The 16,012-nt window shown below is 63.4% G+C and carries 16 protein-coding genes and 1 pseudogene; 4 read left to right on the top strand and 13 right to left on the bottom strand.

Translation table 11 applies throughout. From position 1 onward, the window contains the following. Positions 1 to 155: 155 nt before the first annotated feature. Genes LZ198_RS37160 through LZ198_RS43535 form a run of 4 tightly spaced genes read right to left on the bottom strand, consistent with a single transcriptional unit; the run spans position 156 to position 3,499 of the window. The gene (locus LZ198_RS37160) at positions 156 to 1,244 is read right to left on the bottom strand and encodes a phage head morphogenesis protein (RefSeq protein ID WP_253976885.1); all 1,089 of its coding nucleotides are present in this window, start codon (positions 1,242 to 1,244) and stop codon (positions 156 to 158) included. Beyond that, a complete protein-coding gene (locus tag LZ198_RS37155) occupies positions 1,225 to 1,506 on the bottom strand; it encodes a hypothetical protein (RefSeq protein ID WP_253976884.1) in 282 nt (93 codons plus the stop codon). The genes LZ198_RS37160 and LZ198_RS37155 overlap by 20 nt, the downstream gene beginning before the upstream one ends. Beyond that, positions 1,503 to 3,302, bottom strand: a complete 1,800-nt coding sequence (locus tag LZ198_RS37150; RefSeq protein ID WP_253976883.1) for a phage portal protein — start codon at positions 3,300 to 3,302, stop codon at positions 1,503 to 1,505. The genes LZ198_RS37155 and LZ198_RS37150 overlap by 4 nt, the downstream gene beginning before the upstream one ends. After that, the gene (locus LZ198_RS43535) at positions 3,299 to 3,499 is read right to left on the bottom strand and encodes a hypothetical protein (RefSeq protein ID WP_253976882.1); all 201 of its coding nucleotides are present in this window, start codon (positions 3,497 to 3,499) and stop codon (positions 3,299 to 3,301) included. The genes LZ198_RS37150 and LZ198_RS43535 overlap by 4 nt, the downstream gene beginning before the upstream one ends. Before the next feature lie 240 nt (positions 3,500 to 3,739). Between LZ198_RS43535 and LZ198_RS37140 the strand changes: the two genes are divergently transcribed. Beyond that, positions 3,740 to 4,636: a hypothetical protein gene (locus tag LZ198_RS37140; protein ID WP_253976881.1), complete on the top strand. Its 897-nt coding sequence runs from the start codon at positions 3,740 to 3,742 to the stop codon at positions 4,634 to 4,636. A 197-nt stretch (positions 4,637 to 4,833) separates the two neighbouring features. Here the strand turns inward: LZ198_RS37140 and LZ198_RS37135 are convergent, their stop codons facing one another. Next, positions 4,834 to 5,670, bottom strand: a complete 837-nt coding sequence (locus LZ198_RS37135; RefSeq protein ID WP_253976880.1) for an NAD(P)H-binding protein — start codon at positions 5,668 to 5,670, stop codon at positions 4,834 to 4,836. Between the two features lie 73 nt (positions 5,671 to 5,743). Between LZ198_RS37135 and LZ198_RS43740 the strand changes: the two genes are divergently transcribed. After that, positions 5,744 to 6,694, top strand: coding sequence for an AraC family transcriptional regulator (locus tag LZ198_RS43740; protein WP_407667496.1), 951 nt, complete (start codon positions 5,744 to 5,746; stop codon positions 6,692 to 6,694). A gap of 128 nt (positions 6,695 to 6,822) precedes the next feature. Then, the gene (locus tag LZ198_RS37130) at positions 6,823 to 7,074 is read left to right on the top strand and encodes a hypothetical protein (protein ID WP_407667498.1); all 252 of its coding nucleotides are present in this window, start codon (positions 6,823 to 6,825) and stop codon (positions 7,072 to 7,074) included. A 255-nt stretch (positions 7,075 to 7,329) separates the two neighbouring features. Here the strand turns inward: LZ198_RS37130 and LZ198_RS37125 are convergent, their stop codons facing one another. From LZ198_RS37125 to LZ198_RS37090, 8 genes and pseudogenes are all read right to left on the bottom strand, one after another. Then, positions 7,330 to 7,965: an AAA family ATPase gene (locus LZ198_RS37125; protein ID WP_253976878.1), complete on the bottom strand. Its 636-nt coding sequence runs from the start codon at positions 7,963 to 7,965 to the stop codon at positions 7,330 to 7,332. Beyond that, entirely contained in the window at positions 7,962 to 8,576 is a 615-nt protein-coding gene (locus LZ198_RS37120; RefSeq protein ID WP_253976931.1) for a 3'-5' exonuclease, read from the bottom strand. The genes LZ198_RS37125 and LZ198_RS37120 overlap by 4 nt, the downstream gene beginning before the upstream one ends. A gap of 9 nt (positions 8,577 to 8,585) precedes the next feature. Further along, positions 8,586 to 9,758 carry a hypothetical protein gene (locus tag LZ198_RS37115; protein WP_253976877.1) on the bottom strand — a complete coding sequence of 391 codons (1,173 nt, stop codon included), beginning with the start codon at positions 9,756 to 9,758 and terminating at the stop codon, positions 8,586 to 8,588. Between the two features lie 560 nt (positions 9,759 to 10,318). Further along, the gene (locus LZ198_RS37110) at positions 10,319 to 11,107 is read right to left on the bottom strand and encodes a hypothetical protein (protein ID WP_253976876.1); all 789 of its coding nucleotides are present in this window, start codon (positions 11,105 to 11,107) and stop codon (positions 10,319 to 10,321) included. Positions 11,108 to 11,157: 50 nt separating this feature from the next. Next, positions 11,158 to 11,979 (bottom strand): hypothetical protein, encoded by an 822-nt coding sequence (locus LZ198_RS37105; RefSeq protein WP_253976875.1) that lies wholly within the window; start codon positions 11,977 to 11,979, stop codon positions 11,158 to 11,160. A gap of 45 nt (positions 11,980 to 12,024) precedes the next feature. Then, the gene (locus tag LZ198_RS37100) at positions 12,025 to 12,633 is read right to left on the bottom strand and encodes a phage terminase large subunit family protein (protein ID WP_253976874.1); all 609 of its coding nucleotides are present in this window, start codon (positions 12,631 to 12,633) and stop codon (positions 12,025 to 12,027) included. Positions 12,634 to 13,018: 385 nt separating this feature from the next. Then, positions 13,019 to 13,459 (bottom strand): annotated as a pseudogene (locus LZ198_RS37095) (terminase large subunit domain-containing protein); the annotation flags it as partial. An 11-nt stretch (positions 13,460 to 13,470) separates the two neighbouring features. Next, on the bottom strand, positions 13,471 to 14,268 hold the full coding sequence (locus LZ198_RS37090) for a BRO-N domain-containing protein (RefSeq protein WP_253976873.1): 798 nt from the start codon (positions 14,266 to 14,268) through the stop codon (positions 13,471 to 13,473). Between the two features lie 142 nt (positions 14,269 to 14,410). Here LZ198_RS37090 and LZ198_RS37085 point away from each other — a divergent pair, with 142 nt between their 5' ends. Further along, positions 14,411 to 15,025 carry a tyrosine-type recombinase/integrase gene (locus tag LZ198_RS37085; protein WP_253976872.1) on the top strand — a complete coding sequence of 205 codons (615 nt, stop codon included), beginning with the start codon at positions 14,411 to 14,413 and terminating at the stop codon, positions 15,023 to 15,025. Positions 15,026 to 16,012 lie beyond the last annotated feature (987 nt).

Genomic DNA, 16,012 nt, shown 5'->3' with positions numbered 1-16,012 from the left:
GTGGCTTGTCGGGAGGGGCGGCGCAGAGATGTTCCTCGGAGGCATAAAACAGCCGCAGCGCTATGCGCTGCCAGAAGGCGTCGAGCCCGAGTTTGCAACTCATACCCACAAGCTGGGGAGTCCCATTGTCGTTGCCCCGCACAGTCCTGACTTTGTTAGGTACCGTCAGTGATAGCGCGTGTCGTGGTGCGGCAGAGGCCGTGGTACGGCGGGAAGCCCACGCCCGCGTCCGCGAGCTGCCTGTCCGAAGCGAGGGCGCGGAACTCGCCGACGTCGTCGCGGGTGCCGGCGGCTGAGCGAAGCACCTCGGCCAGGCGCGTCTGTTGGCCGCCTCGGTTGACGTAGAGAAGGGCACGCCCGGTGTCCGCATCGAGGCGCTCGCGCACCCAGGGCAGTTCTTGCTTCACATCCTCTGGATGCTCGAGTGACTGGACACGCTCGAAGCGCTGGAGGGCATCCGCCACGGCGAATGTCTTCCCGTGAAGGAAACGGCACGTGTGGGTGGTGACCTCGTCGAGCACCGCCTCGATGCGATAGCGGCGGATGCCGGCCTCCGCGTAGCTGCTCATCTGGGCGAAGGAGCGCCCCTGGCCGATGAAGTGGCTTGCCACCACCTCCCAGTAGAAGGGGGCTCGCTCGATGAGCGCGCCGCGCGCGGCCCGCTCCAAGGACTCGGCGATGTCGCTTCGCCCGAGGCCGGCCTCCAGTCCCTCAGCCACGAGGCGCCGGGCCTCTGCGCCGAAGGCGTTCAGCCGGCGTCCGTACTCGTCCCGCACGAAGTTGCCCTGGGTGCGGACGATGTGTTGCGCCACGCGCCTGTCCAGGGCGTTGAAGCGGGCAGCGAGGGCGAGGCCCTGCTCGCGCCGGGCGTGGCTGCGGGTGGACGCCACGACCTCGTCTGCTGCGTCGCCGAGGGGCGCCTGAATGCGGGACGGGATGACGGCCGTCCGCCGGCCAGCGGCTTCCAGGGCTTGGGCGACGAGGCGTCTGCGCTGGGCCGCCGTCGTCTTCCGCCAGTCCACGTCGAGGACGGACACCGCCTCCCGCATGGCGTCCACGTCCGCGCGCCCGACGGCGCGGCGAAGTCGCGCGGCAAGCAGGGCTACGGCGCGGTCCATGCCCGCGGCGGTGCCGACGTCCAGGGCCTTGGCCACCGGCAGCCGGAAGGCGTCCCCCAGGAGGGTGTCCGCTACCGCGCGCGCCTCGTGGATGACGAGCAGGCTGTCAGCGGGGGCCAGGCACATGAGGAGCCTCCTGCGTTACCAACTCCACGGGGCGGCGGCGCCTGGCGCGCACCTCGACGCCGGCCGGAGTGGGGCTGAAGACGACGTCGTGGCTGGCCGCGCACCTGTCACACAGCGCGAGGACGAGGAGGCCGTTGCGCCACAGCGTCGTCGTCTCGTCCAGGGGACCGCGCCTGCGGCACATGCGGCACTCCAGGACACCGCGCTCGGCGTCGGCCTGGGCCTGGAGCACCCACGCGTGCTGGAGCTGCTCTGGCGTCATGCCGCACCCGCCGAGAACCACCTGTCGAACTCCTCCTGCGGCACGGGGACGTGCTCGGTGTCCATGTGCCGGCGGGCGAGCGCCAGGCGTCCTTGGGCCAGACGCTCCTCCTCGGCACGAAGCTCTTCTCGTAGTCCGAGCAGGCGCTTGGCCTCGCCCAGCAGCGAGCCCTTGTCCTTCTGGGGCTTCAGGTCTTCGACGCCCGTCTGAATGCCCGCCAGCGTGAGCGTCAGCGGGCGCTTCACCCAGTCGTCCGAAATCTTCCGGAACTCCCTGTGGAAGATGTCGCCAGCCAACTGGCGGCCCTCCTCGGGTGTCAGCACGCCCACGCGCACGAGGCGCTCCACCATCTCCGTCATGCGCTCCGGGTCTCGGGTGGCCGTCGTCTGCGACCTGAACTTCCAGAAGCGCACGCCCATGTCCGCGAGCACCTTGCGGTTGAGGAGGAAGTCGAACTCGTCGCGCTCGGGCTGGAAGACCTGGTCCTCAGCGAAGCGCAACTGTGCCTCCGCCACCGAGCGGTTGAAGTCACGCCCGTCGCCGCGCAACAGCGGTGGCAGACGGAAGGCGCTGCCAACTTTGTCGATGTTGCGTTGGTCGTACTGCTGAAAAAGGGCGTCCTGCTGCTGCGCGTCCGTCAGTGGGCGCAGCTCAATCTTCGCGCGTCCCCCGTCCGCGGTGCCGGAGCCGTCCGCCTCGAGAATGAGGATTTTGTGAAAGTTGGCCTTCCCCTTGAGGTTCTCCTCGATGAAGCGTTCGATCCTCGGGACTGATGCGTCGGAGAGCCGTCCTCCTGAGACGAGAAGGGCCAGGGGCGGGACGGACTTGTTGTTGAAGTAGAGGTAGTTGACCTCCTCCATCTGCCGGGAGCCGAGGACGGACAGCAGGGTGCCCACCCAGCGGGGGATGCCGTAGGGAGAGCGCGGCGAGTGGATGGCGAAGTGGATGAGCTCTGTCGCCGGGCCGTCCGAAGCGTCCGCAGCCTTGAGGGCGGCGACGTCCGGGAAGGCGCGGCCTGTGAGGCGGGAGATGATGCGCGAGTCAGAGAAGGCCTTGAAGTATACCCGCTCGCTGCCCTGCACCTGGATGTAGCGGCGCAGGCGTCGTCGAGTGCTCACCGTGTCGAAGCTGATGGCGGAGATGCGCACGCGCTCGCGGACCTCGACGGCCTCCTTGTCCAAAGAGAGGAGGCGCACGGTGAATGAGGGCACGTACACAAAGCGCGCGATGTCGCCCTTGCCGTCGCGCAGCACCTCCCAGTACGCGTTGCCCGTCACTTCGAGGTCGTGGCGCGTCCGTCTTCGGAGCTCGACGAAGCTGCCGTCGAAGCACGCGAAGTCGAAGAAGGACTCCAGGCGGGCCTTCTCGACCCGGGCCTGAATGCGCACCTCCTCCTCATGCGCGGCGATTTCCTCGTCCGTGGGGCGCAGGGACGTCCCCGATGGCAGCGTGCCCGCGTCACGGGCGGCCAGGCGCTCCAGAGCCATGGCGTCGGCCACCTTCTCTCGGGCCCCATCGCCGTCGAAGTCGATGGCGGGCTCGAATCGGTACCCGAAGCCGTCGATGTTCGTCGCGTAGGCATCGACGTTCTGCCGTAGTGAATTGGAGTGCTCGACGAGGAGGCAGAGGGCCTCCGGCTCATAGGGAGGTGTGAGTGCACCGGCCTCACTGAAGGCCAAGGCGTCTTCGCCACCGGGGCGGCTGGCGGGCTCGTCGACGCGGGCGCCCACCACCACCGCCTTGAGGATGGCTTGGAGATGCTGCTCGGCCTGGTGGACTGCGGCGGGCCCCGTCACGGACGGTCCTCCACGTAAGCCAGGAGGCCCGTGGGGGTGTGGGAGACGGCGCGCATGCGCTGACTGCGGGCAGCCAGCTCGGCGTGGACCGCCTCCAGCAGGCCATCGTGGGTGCTGGCCTCGACGGTGAACTCCGGACCCGGGTGTGGCGCGCCCGAGGGCGAGGCGAGGACGAAGACTCTGACGACGCTCTGCACACGGGCCTCCCACACGAAGAGGAGGCAAGGCGCACGGTGGGAGGGGGGCCCCCTGCGTCAGAGGGCGTTGGGAGCCGCACGCCTTGCCTCCAGCGAAGACAAAGGCTTCGGGCCCGATTTCGGGGACATCGGGTGGGAGTGCTTTGCGGGTGTGTCGAGACGAACTGCGACATGCCAGGGGCGGCTCGTCGCGCCGTCGATGGCGAAAGCGCTGGGGCCCTTCAACACCGAGGAGACACCATGGACACCTACCGCGTCGCGAGACTGCCCGCGCGCTTGCGCGGCTTCGCACTGCCGGACACGAGCAAGTCACCCGAAGACTATGTCGAAGCGGGGGACTACCTCGTGCTCGAGGAGAGGGCCCGCTACCCCACGCCCGACACGGACTACGCCCGGTTGCTGGTGCCGAAGCTCGGCGCGCTCGACACCTGGGTGTGCACGCGCTGGCGCACGCAGCGCTACGCGACGCTCGTCTCCCAGGAGCGCGCCCCTGCCATGGCCCGGCTGTCGTTCGCCAATGAGTCGGTGGCCATCCTGGAGGAGCGTGTCTTCGCGCTCCTGTGGGCGTTCGTCGACTACCGGTACGACGTGAACAGGGCGTACTACCCGTGGGCGCTGCCGGGCGTTCGTGTCCCCTTGGCGCCGCCCCGCCTGAACAACTGCTGCGCCTTCGTCGAGGCCCTGCTGGTGAAGGCCTTCTCCGAGGCGCATGGCGCGGCCTTCTCGTGGGACATGCGACGCCACAGGCAGATGATGATTGCCTCCACAGAGGACTACTTCTCCCCCGTGACGGCGGCCGTCGAGTCCGGCATGGCCCTGGTGGCACCGTCGGCGGATGTGCCGCCCCACCCCTGGACACTCATCCAGGGGTGGCGCAGTCAGTGGGGCTCGGGGCACACCTTCCTCGTCGTGGACTTCCACGCTAGGACGGACAAGGTGCTGGTGGTGGAGTCCAACCTCGCCTACGGCCTCGACGGCGTCGGCTACCGAGGCCTCGGCAACCTGCGGGACGTCGGCCTCCTGCCGCCTGCGGACTGGTGGACGCGGAACGAGGTGTGGACGTGGCGCCGCATCTGCTCCACGTATCCCTTCCGCCGGCAGGCTTGGCTGAAGATCAAGGCGCGAGCGGGGCGCTGAGCCCTAATCCCCTAAACCCCAGTTACTGCCCAGGCTACTGCTCTCGAATCTATCGAGCGAGACGTGGAGCACCACGCGCAGGAACTGTGGGGGGAGTATCGATTGACGGCCATGCTTGAGTCCAACAAACGGAGACCATGCAATGCAAAGGGGGGCTTGGGGCTCCCCCTCTGGTCCAGCGTAGGGTTCTGGCCGCGTTAGGCCTTCCAGGCCCCTGTGACGATGGCGTCCTTCACAAATGCGTCGAACGAACGCGGCTCTCGTCCCAGCGCTTGCCGGACGCCGTCGCTGACGTAACTCCCTGCTCCCTCCCGTATCGCATCGAACAACTGTGCAACGACCTCGGCAACCTCGGCAGGAAGTCCTGCCGCAATCTGCATCGGGACGTACTTTTCTGGAGCGACAGGAAGGTACTGGACAGGTTTGCCGAGAGCAGTGGCAATCTTGTGGACAGCAGTCTCGAAGGAGAGCCCCTCGGGGCCAGACAATTCGTAGACCTTGCCGGCGTGTCTCTCGTCAATGAGAGCAGCGGTGGCAACGTCGGCGATGTCCTCGACATCGATGAAGGCTTCGTGCCCATCGCCAGCAGGAGCAGCGAGCTGACCGGAACGGATGTCTTCAGCGAAGATGCCTTCACTGAAGTTCTGCGCGAACCAGGAGGGGCGAAGGATCGTCCACTGCATGCTGCTTTTCTGTAGTGCGCGCTCAAGGGGCTCCTGGGCAGGGTCAGGCGTCCCCTTCGGCCCGCGCACGGAGAGCAGCACCATGCGTCGAGCGCCTGACTCCTCTGCCTGCTTGAAGAATCGCTGGACTGCCTGTGGCTCGGCGGGTTGCTCCCCACTCATTGGTACAACGTATACCGTTGTGACACCGGCGAGTGCCGATGCCCACGTTGTAGGGTCAGTGAAGTCAAAACGTGTTTTACCAGTCCGAGATGCGGTACGGATGCTTCTTCCGAGGCGCTCAAGCCGGTCGGCGACCCGACGTCCCGTTTTTCCACGAGCACCAAGAATGAGAATAGGTGAATTGGACATACTCCACCTTTACTGGGGCGCGCTGAGACGTTCCATGGTTGCGCATCCATATTTCATGTGAAATCGTCTCAAGATGGATCTTCTAGACGACTACTTAGGGGGTGTGCGTGCTAGGGGAGCGGTGTTTTGCCAGTCCGTTCTGGAGCCCCCATGGGCCATCCGCTTTAGCGCGCCTGCTCCCTTGGTTATGGGGGTCGCATTACGAGGAGCGGTGTGGATCCTTGTGGAAGGGGCTGTGCCTGTGCAGGTCGTCGAACATGGAGTTGTCCTTATCCGAAGCGGACGACCGTTCACTGCTGCGGACCATCCACGAACGCGACCTCAGGTGATCATTGATGGTCGGTTGCCGCTCGCGCTGGCTGGAAACGCCTCTCAGGCGGTGGAAGCGAAGCTCGCGCTCGGTCCCCGAACATTCGGTTTCGACGCAACGGGTTCGCATCTGTTCGTCACGGCAGAGTTTCCGATGTACCGAGAGGTCTCGGAACGCCTACTAGAGGCACTTCCAGACGTAGCCGTGATTCCGCCAGAGCCACGGATTGAGCCGTTACTTGCGTTGCTTTCCGCTGAGGTTGATCGCGATGAGCCCGGGCAACAGGTGGTCTTGGATCGGGTGTTGGATTTGTTCCTCGTGAGGTCGCTGAGGTCGTGGTTTACGCGTGCGGATGTGCGCCCGCCGATTGGCTACAAGGCACTGTCTGACCATGCAATCGGAGCTGCTCTACGCCGCATGCACGAGTTTCCTGCTCGGCGTTGGACTGTCGCAACTCTCGCTAAAGAGGCCGGTCTATCGCGAGCAGCGTTCGCCCGCCGTTTTGCCGACCTAGTTGGACAGTCACCACTTGCGTACCTTACTGATTGGCGGATGGCCATTGCTGCGGACCTCTTGCTCGAGCCCGGCGCAACGGTGACGAGCGTGGCTGCCCAAGTCGGTTACGCAGATGGATTCTCCTTCAGCGTCGCCTTCAAGCGTGTGCGCGGCCTCCCTCCCAGCGAACTAGTTCAAGCTTCAAAGCAAAGGAGGTGAGGACGAACTCGAAGAGTCGATACTGTGGGACACGACGGTGGTTGGAATGAGTCCTGCCCGACGATTTGGCGTTCTCGCTGCGAGTGGCTTGTAATGCTGGGAGGAAGGAGCGCGGCTAATGGCGCTTGATGGGCACCTTCCTCGTCGTGGGCTTCCACCCGGAGACGGACAAAGTCCTGGTACTGGAGTCCAACGCCGCCTTCTGGCTCGACGGCGTCGGCTACCGCGGCCTCGGCAACCTGCGGGACGTAGGCCTCCAGCCGCTTGCGGACTGGTGGACGCGGAGCGAGGTGTGGACGTGGCGCCGCATCTACTCCACGTATCCCTTCCGGCGGCAGGGCTGGCTGAAGGTCAAGGACCGAACGCTGTCGAGCCTCTAGCACGCTTTTGAGGAAGCCCGCGTTGACAGCCCGAGGGGACTGCTAGCCGAGGGCAAGATTCCCTTGATGAGATTGCCCGCAATGGCGGGCGGTCGTCACTACCTATCCGGCAACCAGCCACATCCTCAGCAGCAGGTTGTAGGTAGCTATGATGAAGCCGGCGGGCATCTGCGTCCTGAGGGATTCCCTCGTCGAGTTGAGAGGGAGGCTCTTAGGTCATGCGCAGTCCTGGTTGAGTAGTGCGTGGACTGGGATTCAGCGCAGGGCTCCAGACGTTGAAGAGCCAGATGTGACAATTGGTTTGATGCCGTTTAGGTGGCCCAATATTTCAGCTACTGTTTCGTCGAGAACTTGGCCGCGGTTTCGGAAGGTGAGTGTCCGAGTGTTGATGCCAAGTTCCATAAATACTTTAGGCATCTGTCTGGCTACGTTCATGCGGAAAGCCTCGTCGTGGTCGCGCTCCTTCGATTTGTCGATGCCCATGCTCTGATCCGGGCTAGTCAAGAAAACAATGCCGTACCGCTGAGCGTGGTTTCGTGCGAGATCTACTAGGTACCGACGTTCCTCAATTCGGATCATCTCGGCCCGATGGTCGAGAGCCGCAAAGAGGTAGCCGAGTGCGTCGGGTAGCGGCCGGTCGACAAATAGTACGTCTGGTTGGCTGTTTAGTGCTTCAAGTTCACGCTGAATGCCTGTGGCCATGAGCCAGAGCGTGCTTTCAAATGTGTGGTCCCGCAGGATTGGAAAACCTTTGCTTCGTGCGTTCGTTGCGAGGTCTCCAATTTTTTCGGCCCGAAAACCCTGAGACGAGATTCTCTCTTGTAATGTTTCGACGAAGGTTGATTTTCCGGTCGAATGGGTTCCGGCGATCCCTATGATGAGTGTATTCATGTGAATAGATCTCTCTGCTTTTGGGAGGGTTCTCGAGTTGTGTCGAGTATCTCGGAGAGCGTAAGCTCTCTGCCTGAATTCGTTTTACAGAGGCGTAAGAAGATGAGCGCAGCTGCGAATGCGTCATAGGTGGCTCGATGGGGTGTGGATTCGATGGCGCGTAACTGTTCCTCGAGACCAAGGGTGTCAATAATTGCCGTCAATCTGTAGGAGTCTTGTCTTGGTAGGAGCCTGCGGGCAAGTTTTGCCGTGTCGATGACGGCTCTTGGTTCCCAGGCTGGTAGTTGCCGTTTGAGGACTTCATGGTCAACGTGTGCGTAGTGGGCGATGAAGTAGTGGTCGCTGAGCTGAATGCTCAGCTCGTCGCGAATGCTGTCGATTGTTGGGGCGCTTGCGACATCTTTGTTTCTTATCCCGTGAATTGCGGTCACGCGTCGGGATATTTTATGGGCGGGTCGTACAAGCCATGTGGTTGGTCGTTGAGCGATTCCTGGGGGGGTAATGAGTACGGTGCTGATTTCAATGATTTCGGCGGGATTGTATCCATTCCCCTCAATGTCGACGGCGACAAACGATGCCTCGTTCCATGGTTTGAATAGAGGGTCTTTCATTCGCACGCCTCAGTCTTCGCTGGATGAAGTTCGGGATTCAGGTTCGTCTGTCCAGCCAATCTCCGCGCGCCCGTGTCTGTGAGGTAGATGCGGATGACGAATGTCGTGTACCTGATACCCGAAAGTGTGCTGCATGAAGTATCGTGGTTCCTCGTTTAGACCGCTGGTCTGTATGGCACGGTCGTCAATTGTCGGAATTGCTGATGCGCCTAGAGACAGTGCAAGATCGGCAATGGCTTGGGCCTCGGGCTTACGAAAAGCATCGGCACAGCGACGAATTTGATCGACGGGGCAGATGTCGCAAAGCTCCCTGATGCCGTAATGCCCGTTGTAGTCCGAAAGGCGGTGGGCAAACGAAACTGCGCAAGAGGTCTTTCTGAAAAGAGGAGGCCCTCTTCCTGTCTTGTGCCATTCGGTCAGAATGCGATCTTCTAGGCTGCGAACAAGAATCTTGCGACGCGCCGGTAGGTTGGCAGGTTCGGGTAGGCCCATTTTCCGATAGTAGGACTGGATCTCCTCTCGAAAAAATAGGCCAGTAAATACAGTGGCATGTGCGTGAGTGGAAAGCTGGAGCGCACGCTTGATGTGTGAGGGGCTGTCATTGAGGCCTGATACTAGTGGGCGCCAGTAGAGAACAACTCGATAGTTCTCTGCCATTTCGTGGGCGCGCGTGAGCGCTTTTATGGCTATGTTGCTGTCAATTGGTTCCACTCTCTTGTCGTCAATTCCGGAGTAGGTGACGAGAAGGGTGATTTTTAGATTTTTGATTGCGTTTAGTCGGTTGCAGTCGTCGATGGAAACTCTTGAACGAGTGATGATGAGTAAGTGGTTGGTGAGGCCGCGTTGATCCAGAAGTTCGGCCACTCGAAATAGGTGCGGCTTTACTGTGGGTAGGAACGGATCGGTGGCACGATTGAATATTTGTAGGGGGGTGATGTTGGGCTGGAAGTACTTGTGTGAGACGAGCATTGAGGCTGCTGTTTCGTCGTCTGTGATCCTGTGGGGCTGCTTCATTTCGTAGTTGTGGAATAGGTGGCGTACGCAGTAGGCGCAGTCTAGTGGGCAGCCGATGATGTGGTTTAGGCTGAGTCCGGATTTTCGATATTCAATAGGTTCGAGGAGGGCTGGGGCGATATCTCGCTTTTCGTTCTCGGCGAGGAGAGGCGCTTTAGGCTGTGTCATGGTCGATGCTCTTGTTGGATATGAAGGGAGTTCCTTCATAAGGCGGAGGACTGTTGGAACGGATGGGATCGGTCATGGAGACTTCTGTCTGAAGTCACCGCCAGAGGATTGTTCTAGCGGTCCCGCCCTGATTTTTCCGGTCACGGTCACGACATCGCTCATAGCGCCCCCGGTAGATAGTCCTGCGGGCCCGAGTATAGGTTGGCGAGGTTGTCGTGTCGCGCATACCCCCTGGAGTCCTCGGAGACCCCTCCCGCCATCAGACTATGTTGCCCTGCCTCGCGGACTGGTGGACGCGGGGCGAGGTGTGGACGTGGCGCCGCATCTGCTCGGCGTACCCCTTCCGGCGGCAGGCCTGGCTGAAGGTCGATGGTTGTAGGGGGCGGGCCGGAATACGACGTGAACGGATTCGGGCGAGGGGAATCCCAATCGGTTGGACTGCCCTCATGAACCGCTCCGACCCAGTTTGGCCCAAGCCTGTGGACATATCTTCTGTCCACGTCGTTATTTGCTCGGGCGGTGGTACGCGCACGACAGCCACGGCGGGAAGCCGTGCGCCCTCAGCGACTCTCTACCATGAGTGCTTCTTGCACGAGCTGAGCCGCCTTGGTCTGTAGCCGGGTTCTCGCAACAAGCTCGTTGTCCGCGCACTGGGCGCTCGGGCCGCTGCCGAGTGACGCCCACTGGATGCTCGGCCACTTCTGCGGGCAGGTGTGCGTACTGAGCCCCACCGCGTTCAGCCTGTCCAAGCCACCCAGTGCCACGACGACTCTTACGCCATGCCTCTCGATGAATGCCGAGAGAAGGGGCTCGAGGATTCCCCGGGCCCCTAGTGTCAACAGGAGGTGAATCTCCGCCGGCTCAGCGAACGGACGCTTCGCTCTCTGCGCTGCCTTCTTGGGTCCGTCGATGGCGGCGGTGATCACTGGCGTGAGGTCCAGGTGAACTGTGTTGCGCTTGCCTCCGAAAAAGCGGCCTCCGTAGGTCGCGCGTCGATCCTTCGGAAGATCTTCCGAAAGGGTCTGCATGACCAGTTGAGCCCGTTCAAACCACTTGAGCGGTCTACGTTCGAAGTAGCGCGCTTGGTCGCGGAACTGAACGTCGGGGGATTCATCGCAGCTTATATGGCCGTCGCGAATCTCGTCCGTGCTCGGGTTGATTCCGAGAGTTACCAAGGGGATGCGTTCCGAGGATTCAGTGGGAAAACCAAAGCAGATAATGGGTGGGAAACGCTTTATCTCCAGAGGAAACCAGCTGGCAAGCGGAGCACAGTCGCGGACTGCATCGCGAATTCGCAGTGCATCTGCGTAGTAGCGGCCGAACAGCTCTCTTGCCGGAGGTGACTCCATTGGCATCACTTCTCTCTGTGACAAACAATGTGGCCGCTGACATCAAGGCGTCATCTTTGCCGCCTTCTCGTCGGCTGTTTTCTGCGCCTCCGGAGGGAAGGCTTCCTGCAGAACCATCCGCTGCTCGGATGCGGGCGCCGGAAGAGCCTGTCTTCTGCGACCACCTTCTTTGCCGCATCGTAGACGAGGTCGCGCAGGTCTGCCATGTCCGAACCGTTCTTGACTGGCAGTATTGTCTCCCCCTTGCTGCAGCAAACGAATATGAGTTGGTTTTCCACGCCCTTCAGGTACTTCTTCAGCCTCGTGACGAAGTTGGTCCGTCCGCCTTGCTCCCACACTTTGCGGAAGATGAAGTCTCGGAAGATCGATGTCGGAGACACTCCCAGCGAGCATTGGTATCGGATGGCGTTCATTAGGACCAGTCGGTAGCGTCCATGGGCGACCGTTGCTAAATGCGGCAGATGATGGTGCTGGCGCTCCAGATATTTCCCGATGTTCTCGCCAGTTGTACCCTGAGCCGGTCCTTTGGGCTTCATGTTCTGATCGAACTCGCCCTCATGAGGGCTTTCCAGCACCATGAGCAGGAGGCCATCTTCTCCCAAGTTCCAGCCCTTCTCCTTGTCAAAGCCAACGCGCTCGAACTGCGTGTGGCAGAGGGTTTCCTGAAGGCTGCCGCCGGCCACGAAACGAAATCCGTCTTCGGTGTACTCCACTGTGGCGACCGCTTGGTCCTCGCAGGGCTCCGTGGCGAACTGGGCAAGTAGCTGCTGCTTGGACCGAACTTTATGCTTCAGGGCAATTGCCTGCGCTTGCTTGGCCGCGTTGAGGAACGCGGAGGTAAGATTCTGACTCGTAGATGCGGGCTTTGCCATGAGTCCCCCGAAGTGCTGGCGCCAAAATATCCTGGATTGTAGAGACTATCCAATCACCCGCACGCCAATCTCCCCGGTCCCTCGTCGCTCGGGCCCCCGCTCGCGCTGGCACGCCAGGGCGACGGCCCAGAACTTGTCTGCATGCCCGCGGTTGGTGCGCTCGGCGTCGAAGGACACCTTCCCGGAAGGGAGCACCCTGCGCTTGATGGAGTGAATCTGCCCGACAAGCTCACGCTGGCGTGGCAGGGTGACATCGCGGCGCTGAAGGAGAATTTTGAAGTCGGTGGCCCAGCGCTCCTTGGATTCGTTGGTGAAGTTCTCGGCCACTACCTGGGTGAAGTCGCGCGCCAGGTTCTCGGCGAGGTTCATGCCGATACCGCTCCTGTCCACGCTGAGGCGCGCCACCGGCAGGACAGAAAGAAGGCGCCGCAGGTGCGCCTCCTGCTCCGCGAAGGGGACGCCCTCGAAGCTTTTCAGAAGGCGGCACGTGAAGCGACCCTCCATCTCTTCGAAGACGGCTAGCTCGGAGCGGTCTCGCATGCGGCCCACGTCGAAGCCCGCAACCAGGCGCCCCTGGGGCAGGGGCACGTCGGAGGCGTCCTGGGCCAGCGGCAGCTCGTCGGTGGTGCATGGGAGGATGAGCTCGTAGGGCAAGAAGCTGTAGGACTCGTCGACGTAAAAGGCATTCGAACTCTTGGCAGAAGTCCTCCAGCGGCAGAGAGTCGAACTGCTCCACGAGGACGGGGCGCCCGAAGCGCGCGACGCGCTCCTCGGTGGGCATGAAGGGGGCTTCCACCGAGGCGCGCCGCACGTCGAGGGAGAAGAAGCGGCACAGCCACCAGGGCACCAGTTGGCGTGTGTGGTGCGGGTACTTCCGCAGCTCCTGGGTGTCTATCTCCCAGAAGATGCCTCGCCGGCCCAGCGGGGTGCTGCCCCCTGTGAGTTGTCCATGCGAGCGCAGGATGAGGGCGGTGCTGCCTGTGTAGACTTCGCGGTCGTTGACCAGGTGTGCCAGCTCGTCGAGGTAGACATCGCCACGCTTGCCGCGCGGAGGCTTGGCGGGAACAGAGATGATGCGCGAGAGGCGCCGGCCCTTGGCGTTGGATTCGAACGCCAACTCCGTCTTGGCATCCGTCACGAGCTTCTTCTGGAAGGCAGTCGGCAGCTCCTCGTACACCTGCCGTGCGATGAGCACCTTCTCCACGGCATCGCTCAGGTTGTACGAGACGAAGACGGCCGTGTGGCCGTCACGTAGGTGGCAGCGCGCGAGGGCCTCAAGCGCGAAGGTGAAGGAGAAGCCCACCTGGCGGCTCTTCGTGACCCAACGGAAGCGGGAGCGGTTGTCGAGGAAGGACTGCTGGTACGGCTCCAGCACCACTGGCTCGTTGTCGTGCTGGCACAGCCCGGAAATGAATCCGGACTCGGTGGCCAGCCACTGGGTGAGGTCATCCTCGGTGCGCTTGACGATGACGAGCGTCATGCTGTCCTCCGTCAGCCGAGGTCGACGCTCATCGACGAGGAGCGAGCGGCATTTTCCAGGACGCCGAGGACCTCGGGGCGCCAGAGAAGCTGGTAGGCCGAATGACCATGGCGGCTGAAGGGGACGGCCTCGGCGTACTCCCGGCCTGTGTCCGTCAGCTCCCACTCCTCGCGCTCGTTACGCCGCTGGAGGCCGCATGCTTCCAGGCGGAGGTTCATCTTCCGGGCGGTCAGCCCGACCTTTTGACCGAGCTGCGTGGCGTTGAGCCGCGCGGGTGGCTCGGCGGAAGCTGGTAGCCCTTTGCGGTGGGGCTCCATCGCGAGCCCTGTGTCTTGGTGGATGGCATCGAGCGCGCAGGCCGCCGCCAGCTCCGGCTTGAGCCCTGGAACGAACGTGGTGAGCGCCTTGGCCACTTCCAGGTGGGCCAGCACCTGGACTTGGAGCAGAGAGGAAGGGGCCAGGTGCGGCTGTTGTGGCGAAGCACCTGGCGCCGTGTAGTTGCCCGTCTTGCGGAGGGTGGGCAACACCTCGTGTGTCACCCAGTGCTTGAAGCGCCGAGCCTCGGGCTTGCGACTGGTGAAGGTGAGCACGTAGAGGCCCGGCTCGTTGACCACCGTCATCTCCTGTGGGCCTCCAGGGGTCTGCACAGTACGCAGACCCTTTTCGTCGTCTCCGAGGCGCCGCGTCTGCTCGGTGTTGAGGGTGAGCGCCCCGCAGACGTCGGCGGCGACGAACCATGGCTGACCCTGCTCGTCCATGACGACGCGGACGTGGTGCGACTCGAAGTTGAATGCGACAAGTTGATTCACAGGGACTCCTCCCTATTGACGCTGGAGATGCCAGGGCCGCTTGCGGCCCCGGCGGTGGATGCAATGGGGCGTGCGGTTAATGACTTGTCTTGTGGGCGCCCCAGAGCGTGCATGGCCGCGTCCTCTTCACGAAGGAGTCGCCATGTCTGCCTATGCCGCTGTCGCCCGAGCCCCGCGCACCCTCACGGAACAGGAGGTGACTCGCCTGCTGCGAGCCACCGGGGAGCACAAGGAGGGATACCGAGACCACTGCCTCTACAGCCTCGCGCTCGCATCGGGCCTTCGAGAGCACGAACTGGTGGCCCTCAACATCGGCGACATCTTCGACGAGCGCAGGCGCGCACGCCGGCATGTGACGCTGACCGTCTTCAAGGGCAGCCGCCGGCACCCGGGCCCCCAAGAGGTTGTCCTCTCGGACACGGTGCGTGCCAAGTTGGAGAAGTTGCTGCGGCTGAAGCGCTCGCAGGGGCACGACGTGCGCCCCCAGGCGCCGCTCTTCCTGAGCCGCAAGGGCCTGCGCCTGTCCACGCGGCAGGTGCGCCACGGCTTCGGAGTCTGGCAGCAGCGCGCGGGCCTGGAGAGACACCTCAACTTCCACGCCGTGCGCCACACCGCATGCACCGGGGTGTATAGGCGAACGCGGGACATCCGCCTCACCCAGCGCTTCGCGAGGCAGCGCAGCATCGACTCCACGGTCATCTACACGCACCCCTCGGACGACGAGCTGGTGCGCGTGACGCAGGACTTGCCCTGCTGATGGGGAATGCCGCCTCCGCGCTGAGCGCCCACGAGAGCCCTTGGCTGGGCCGGGGTGCCGCGCGGAGGCGGTGGGGGACGGACGTGCGCAACGCTCGCGCATGCCGCTCCAGGCGCAGCCGCCGCAGCCGGCGAAAGTGAACAGCGCGAGGCGTCCACTTACCGGCCGCAAATGATCAGGGGAGGGGTGTTCACTTTTTCGGAGCTGACCCTCTCGAAAAGGGCCCCAGGTACACGCCCCGACGGGGCGACCCCCACGAAAAAACGCACCACCCCCCACCCTGGCGTCATGGGTAGGCGGGGTAGGCGTGCTGGCGTCGTCGGTAGGCATGGTTGAGCCCGGCGAGGACATGCGGTGAAGGGGACGGGGGAGGAGCTGGGCCGCGCGGCGGGCGGCAGGCGGCCCCAACCTGGGGAAAGCGGCCATGCGCCTCGGCGCTTCGGCCCCTCACGAGGGCTCGTAAGCGCGCGAAACAGCGTGGGGGCCGTGACGCCGAATGGCCGCCTTTACGCATTTCCGGCCATTCGGCCGGGCCCTGGTAACGGCACGCGCGCCCAGGTGGGCGTGGGGCGGAGTGCCGGTGCTTCGAGGGCTGCGCGGGGGCTCGTGGGGCTCACGCCGAGGACAAAGGCCTGCGGCCCGAAGCGTTGGGGGACACGCGCGCAGGAAAGGGGCGTCACGCGGCAGAGCTGCTGGCGCGCAGGCTGGCCGGGGGGCGCGCATCAAAAGGGGCACGCAGCGGCCAGCGGGGCCTCAGGGGCGAGGGGAGGTGGGCCGGGAAAGTGAACGGCGCGCTGGTGTCCAGTCCGCTGGACGGAGTGTGCTTCCTGGCGCGAGTTCAGGCTCGAACTCGTACCGCGGCGCTCGAGCGCCAGGCGGTCAGCGCTCCTAACCTTGCGAAACTACGCGAGCTGGTGCGCCGGGCGTGTGCATCCGGGCGCCAGGTAGAGCTCCCGGGGGAAGTGAACGGGCGCGGCCTGGCGCGGC

Source organism: Myxococcus dinghuensis, assembly GCF_024198235.1.
Classification (GTDB): Bacteria; Myxococcota; Myxococcia; order Myxococcales; family Myxococcaceae; genus Myxococcus; species Myxococcus dinghuensis.
The sequence above is the reverse complement of the archived record's forward strand: the minus strand, read 5'-3'. Positions and strand labels throughout refer to the sequence as shown.